The sequence below is a fragment of the Gilliamella intestini genome (assembly GCF_900094935.1).
In the GTDB taxonomy this organism is placed as follows: domain Bacteria; phylum Pseudomonadota; class Gammaproteobacteria; order Enterobacterales; family Orbaceae; genus Gilliamella; species Gilliamella intestini.
In genome coordinates, this window is the sequence record NZ_FMBA01000054.1 from 8515 (window position 1) to 14267 (window position 5753).

Annotated in this window: 6 protein-coding genes; all 6 read right to left on the reverse strand. The window is 35.5% G+C overall.

The window, feature by feature from the left end; genetic code table 11:
• Nucleotides 1–108: 108 nt before the first annotated feature.
• Entirely contained in the window at nucleotides 109–627 is a 519-nt protein-coding gene (locus GA0061080_RS10450) for a hypothetical protein (RefSeq protein ID WP_091125264.1), read from the reverse strand.
• Between the two features lie 196 nt (nucleotides 628–823).
• Nucleotides 824–1282 carry a hypothetical protein gene (locus GA0061080_RS10455; protein WP_091125267.1) on the reverse strand — a complete coding sequence of 153 codons (459 nt, stop codon included), beginning with the start codon at nucleotides 1280–1282 and terminating at the stop codon, nucleotides 824–826.
• A 296-nt stretch (nucleotides 1283–1578) separates the two neighbouring features.
• Nucleotides 1579–2046, reverse strand: a complete 468-nt coding sequence (locus tag GA0061080_RS10465; protein WP_091125275.1) for a hypothetical protein — start codon at nucleotides 2044–2046, stop codon at nucleotides 1579–1581.
• Nucleotides 2027–2734, reverse strand: a complete 708-nt coding sequence (locus tag GA0061080_RS10470; RefSeq protein WP_091125279.1) for an alpha/beta hydrolase — start codon at nucleotides 2732–2734, stop codon at nucleotides 2027–2029. Before GA0061080_RS10470 ends, GA0061080_RS10465 begins: the two co-directional genes overlap by 20 nt.
• Entirely contained in the window at nucleotides 2721–4013 is a 1293-nt protein-coding gene (locus tag GA0061080_RS10475; protein ID WP_091125283.1) for a DUF4123 domain-containing protein, read from the reverse strand. Before GA0061080_RS10475 ends, GA0061080_RS10470 begins: the two co-directional genes overlap by 14 nt.
• A gap of 11 nt (nucleotides 4014–4024) precedes the next feature.
• The coding region (locus GA0061080_RS10480; protein WP_091125285.1) for a type VI secretion system Vgr family protein at nucleotides 4025–5753 on the reverse strand (1729 nt) is incomplete at its 5' end.

A 5753-nucleotide genomic window follows, 5' to 3' on the forward strand; every position in this document is an offset into this window, starting at 1 on the left:
ACCGCATGAGGCATTAAATAACATGACACCGATTGAGTATAAAACACTAAAACAAGCAACATGATTTTCTACGTGAGTTGTGTGCTAAGTTTGGGGTATTTACAATTCCTATAAATTATTGTAATTTTTTTCAACCATCATCCAACTTCGCATGCTATCCAATGATTTTTGAATAATGTTATTGTGGCGAGAAATATCATACTGTTTTGCACCAATAATCGATGAACATTTATTGTGAGGATATAATATTGAATTATAATAATAACGCGAAATTAAGTCTTCTTCCGATTTTTCTTTGCTATTTTTTAATTTGGATTCGCTATCTTTTAACTTGGAATAAACAATATCCATGGTTTTATTGGGCGAATATTGAGGATCGTTTGTTATCTCTGATATAAACTTGAGTTTATCTGTTGTAGCTAGATATAAGTAGCTAAAAACATTGTTATAACAGCGTGCATAAATTTCACAAAATGAATAATGATTAGCTTCACAATATTTAGTTACTGTATCATTAATTTCAATTTTTGCCTTCTTCCTTAAAGAAGAGGCATAATTATTACCACATCCAGTAAGTAATATTATGGTTGTTGTAAAAATAATACTTTTATAGCTTAATAATTTCACTTCAGACCTCCATTTTAATTAACATTTGCTTATATTTAAATGTATAAAATATATTTATTTTATAACTTTTATTTCTTCACTTGTTTAAATAAAATAACTTCACAATTCTTATTTTTTCATAAGTATATCTGAATAAAATACACTATAAGTTGCGAATATTTTTTATTCAATTGATAGTTAGCTAGCTATTTTTTATTCATTTTCTTTTTTCTATGGATTTTTCAATTTGGTGATGATAGTGCGAAATATCATACTGCTTTGCGCCAATAATGGATGAACATTGATTATGGGAATATAATAGATAACTAATATCTAAACTTCTGTCTTTTCTATTTATTTTTTCTTTCTCTTTTAATTTAGAATAAAGAGCATCCATTGTGTCTTTAGCATTCATTGCGCTATAATTTACTGGAGAAAATTCTAATACTGAACGCAACGTGGCTCCCATAAACCCTTGATTAACATATAGTTGATTAAAAATATCGAGATAACATTGCGCATAAACCTCACAAAATGAATAATGGTTCGATTCACAATATTCAACAACGTTATGATAAATATCCATCCTTGTCCTTTTATCTAAATCACCATAAATACAGCCCGTTAGTGATAATGTGGTTGCCAAAATAATAGATTTATAATTTAATAACTTCATATTTAACCCTCGTCAATTCAAACATCAAGTCTGCATCAGCATGCCCAAAATCAATGTTATTACCTTTTCTATCCTTGTTAATTATCATATTCTTGTCAGCGTTTTGGCATTCTTCCCATGGTCCACCAATCCGTGCAATCAAATTATCAGAACACCACCAGCTTGCTGTTTTATAATCAACATACACATTAAGCCAGCGTTTTACATTTTTCGGTTTTGCTTGCTTACCATTTTTTGACCATGATACTGGGTCTAAGGTGACTAATAATTCTATTGGCTTGCTAACCAGCTATTTCTTATTCATTTTCTTTTTTTCTTTCTATGGATTCTTCAATTTTGTGATGATAGTGCGAAATATCATACTGCTTTGCGCCAATAATGGATGAACATTGATTATGGGAATATAATAGATAACTAATATCTAAACTTAGGTCTTCTCTATTTATTTTTTCTTTCTCTTTTAATTTAGAATAAAGAGCATCCATTGTGTCTTTAGCATTCATTGCGCTATAATTTACTGGAGAAAAATCTAATACTGAACGCAACGTGGCCCCCATAAATCCTTGATTAACGTATAGTTGATTAAAAATATCGAAATAACATTGCGCATAAACCTCACAAAATGAATAATGGTTCGATTCACAATATTCAACAACGTTATGATAAAAATCCATCCTTGTCCTTTTATCTAAATCACCATAAATACAGCCCGTTAGTGATAATGTGGTTGCTAAAATAATAGATTTATAATTTAATAACTTCATATATAACCCTCGTCAATTCAAACATAAAGCCTGCATCAGCATGCCCAAAATCAATGTTATTACCATTTATATCCTTGTTAATTATCATATTCTTGTCAGCGTTTTGGCATTCTTCCCATGGTCCACCAATCCGTGCAATCAAATTATCAGAACGCCACCAGCTTGCTGTTTTATAATCAACATACACATTAAGCCAGCGTTTTACATTTTTCGGTTTTGCTTGCTTACCATTTTTTGACCATGATACTGGGTCTAAGGTGACCAATAATTCTATTGTAATGTCGGGGTTTTCTTCTGCCAAACAAATCACTCTATGCCCTCCCCAGCTATGCCCAACCAGTACAATTTTTTGTTTTGCATCAAACCACTTTTTCATCAATGCAACAACCTTACCACCTCCATGCTCTGAATAACAAACATCTTGCAATCGATTTTCCCCTCGACCATAATTAAATTCATACTTACCAAATACTTTGTTTAATAACGGTTTAAAAAAAGAATCGGCTGCCCCCCCAATAAAAACCACTAAGGTTTTTTTACATTCAGTTGTATGTGCTCCTATTTGTACCTCAACACTAGGTAAGATAATATCTATATCTTCATTTTTATTGCCTTTTTTATTTTTATTATCTTTTTTATTTTGCGAAGGATCATATCCTGGATAAAATATCCCATCAGCTGCACACATTATTTTTCCTCAAATGATTGTTAACCATTATAATTTCTTTTCTTACGCGTTTTTTGGCATATGTGACCATGCGCTCAACACATTCCTTTTCGGGTAATAGTCCATTTTTAATCATTAATGTGCTGGCCCAAGGGTAAAGTGGATCTTCAAATATTCTATGCCCTAAAAAGAATTGCATTGCCAATAGCACGGCATGACTTGAATAATCAAAAAATAACTGAGATTGATAATAAGGAATTTGTTGCTGATAAAACCTTTCAAGAGTATCGAATGCCAACTGTTGATTCCGCTCAGGATACAGATCCTGTACAAATTGAATCACCTGTTCTTCATTTTCGATTTCGAATAAGGAATGTGTCGGTTTTTGCAATAGTTGCTGTAATCGGGTAAGGTAAGTCGATAAGTTTTCACCCATAGCTATTTTAAAAGGTATTGATAAATCGTCATTTAGTTCGATCAAGCTGATAGTGTTGGTTGCAACAGTAAGCAAACGAGGTTTTACCCATCGGCTTAACATGGGATCAGTATCGAAATGAGTGCCGAGTACAATCGCTAAATCTAAAAATTGTTTTGCCTGATCTTTACGGGGGATTTGGTATTGAGCGATTTTATCCATCATTAAATTAAGAAATTGTTCTGAGTATTTTGCTCCTAATGTTCGCATTTTTTTGGGGAACTTCTGTTTTAGATACGTTTTTAACTCTTGGCGTAACTCTTTTTGTTTTTCGTCAGCTAATAACGATAATTGTTCTGGCGCTAGGGTTTGTATGATGTCGTTATTAATAGTGATAGGCTCAGGAAAATGAATAACTTGGTTGTTTGTCCAAAGTGTCGACAATCCAGGTAATAGCGCTTGTTTTTGTGTGTTTGTTGAAGCTGCTAGAATTTGTGCTAAAAAATGCCCATCCCAATAACGAAAAAAGACCTCTTTGTTATCAGGCAGTTTTACTTTTGTTAATAATTTTAGTTGAGCGACTAACTCTTGTTGCGAGAAAGGAGAAAAAGCTAACCATCCCCAATTACTTGTTGTTGTGTCATTAATCCATGTCAAAAAAGGACTGTTGGGCGATAATTCCACTATATATGGCATCATATCGTACCATTGCTGATAAGGGGTATTTAACCATATGCCTTCAGGTGAGCAAGTTCCATCCAATTGACCATAATAAGTCAATGCATCGCTAGTTGCTGAGCCAGATAAGACGGCATATAAGTGATTATGCGTTGTTGAATGAAGGGCTATCCAGTCACTAAGATGATTGCAATCATTATTCATCATATTTTAGGCGATTAAATCGCACATCCTCCTTCTTGTTTACATTTTTCACACTCCTCACAAAACGGGGTATTGCTCAGAAGTACTAATCGTTGATTGCGAGAGAGGGGTAAAAGTTGTGTGATTTCTGTAAATAAACCACTAGGCAATTTTCCTCGCCAACCCGTACCTTTACCTGCTGAGCCAGAACCGACATTAAACACAGAACTAGTGTGAATACCTGTGCTATCAATTTTAATAAAGTTGTTTGCTGCCTGTAAGGTTATTTCTGCTCCTGCATCAATCACGATTTTCATACCGGATTGAAGGTGTATTTCACTTTTTCCTTGAGCGAATATCCCTTGATCAGCATTAATATGTAAGTCTGAGGTCGTTGAGAGTGATATGTCATTTTTTGCATGTACTCTGTATTCATTATCAATTTTTAAATGGCTATCATTTTTTATATGGTGTTTACTATCATGCTCAACATTGACAGTGTGATCGTTCAATACATGTATATCCATATCTTTTTGTGCATGTAGATGTAAAAGTTCATTGCCTGTCGCATCGTCAAAACGTAGTTCATTGTGCCCCTGACCTTTGTGAGTTTGGGTTCGAAATACCGTTTGTGTTTTCTTTTCGGGTAATTGCACCGGCAAGGCCATGATGTCATTGTAAGTACAGCCAGTAATAATCGGCCTGTCAATGTCACCATTTATATAACTGACTATCACCTCTTGACCAATACGCGGTATAGCATAAAATCCATAACCTCGACCACTCCAGCCCTGCATAACCCGCACCCAACACGATGCCTTTTCGTCCGCCTCGTCATATAAGTTCCAGTGAAAGTGTACTTTCACCTGTCCCTGCTTGTTGGTAAAGATTTCTTCACCCGCTGGTCCCACCACCTCGGCCACTTCTGGACCATCAGCAATTGGTTTAGGTATAAACGTTGGGCGCCAGTTTTTGTAATACCAGATAAAACGAAAGTGATTGGTTAAGCTCGCCGCTGTGTCACTAAAATCTTCCTGTCCTGACTGGGGTAAAACGCCATGATGAACCGCCCCAGTAACCTGCCATTTTTCGTTAAGAGCGGCAAAAGGATGACTGCAAAGCCGAAAATAATAACCTGGGCGTAAAGCAAAACAGTTACTTTCGCCCTCACCATATTCACTTTCTCTTTGTAAAACGTCTAGTCGATAACGAGTCATCTGTTCAGCCGAATCATAATCAGGAAAACGGGCAAAACTATCATAAATGGTGTAGAGAGAAGTATTCACCCCTTGTAAGGTCTCTCCCCTAACCTCGTGTTGATAAGGAAAACGAGGATGTAAATACGTCCGGTCTTTGCCCATCGCCTTTTGGGGTGTCATTCGGGCAGACAAATTCATCTGATAAGCAAAGTCACCCTCTGTGCTACTTTGCGGATGGTCATTATATTCTAGCGTATCACCGCCTAACAATGAAAGAAAACTATCAGTATACAAGCACTGCGCTTCGCCTTTGTTGACTTCAAACCAGAAAGTAATCCCTTCTTCTGCCGCTAAGCGACAAAAAAATGCATAGTCCGTTTCTCGTTTCTGGGTGATAAATTCACGCTGAGTATGTTTATCGCGACAATCACAACAAAAACGAATTTGATGCTCTTGCAATAAAATATCGAGAACTTCTGGAATGCTTTTAAAATGGAAGATACGACTTTGTTGACGTTGGGTTAGTAACCATAGCGAGGGGCGAACAATCAGGGTGTAATAGGTC

Coding starts and splice junctions, on each gene's coding strand:
- GA0061080_RS10475 (WP_091125283.1), bottom strand. CDS start 4,013: ATGATGAATAATGATTGCAATCATCTTAGTGACTGGATAGCCCTTCAT.
- GA0061080_RS10470 (WP_091125279.1), bottom strand. CDS start 2,734: ATGTGTGCAGCTGATGGGATATTTTATCCAGGATATGATCCTTCGCAA.
- GA0061080_RS10465 (WP_091125275.1), bottom strand. CDS start 2,046: ATGAAGTTATTAAATTATAAATCTATTATTTTAGCAACCACATTATCA.
- GA0061080_RS10455 (WP_091125267.1), bottom strand. CDS start 1,282: ATGAAGTTATTAAATTATAAATCTATTATTTTGGCAACCACATTATCA.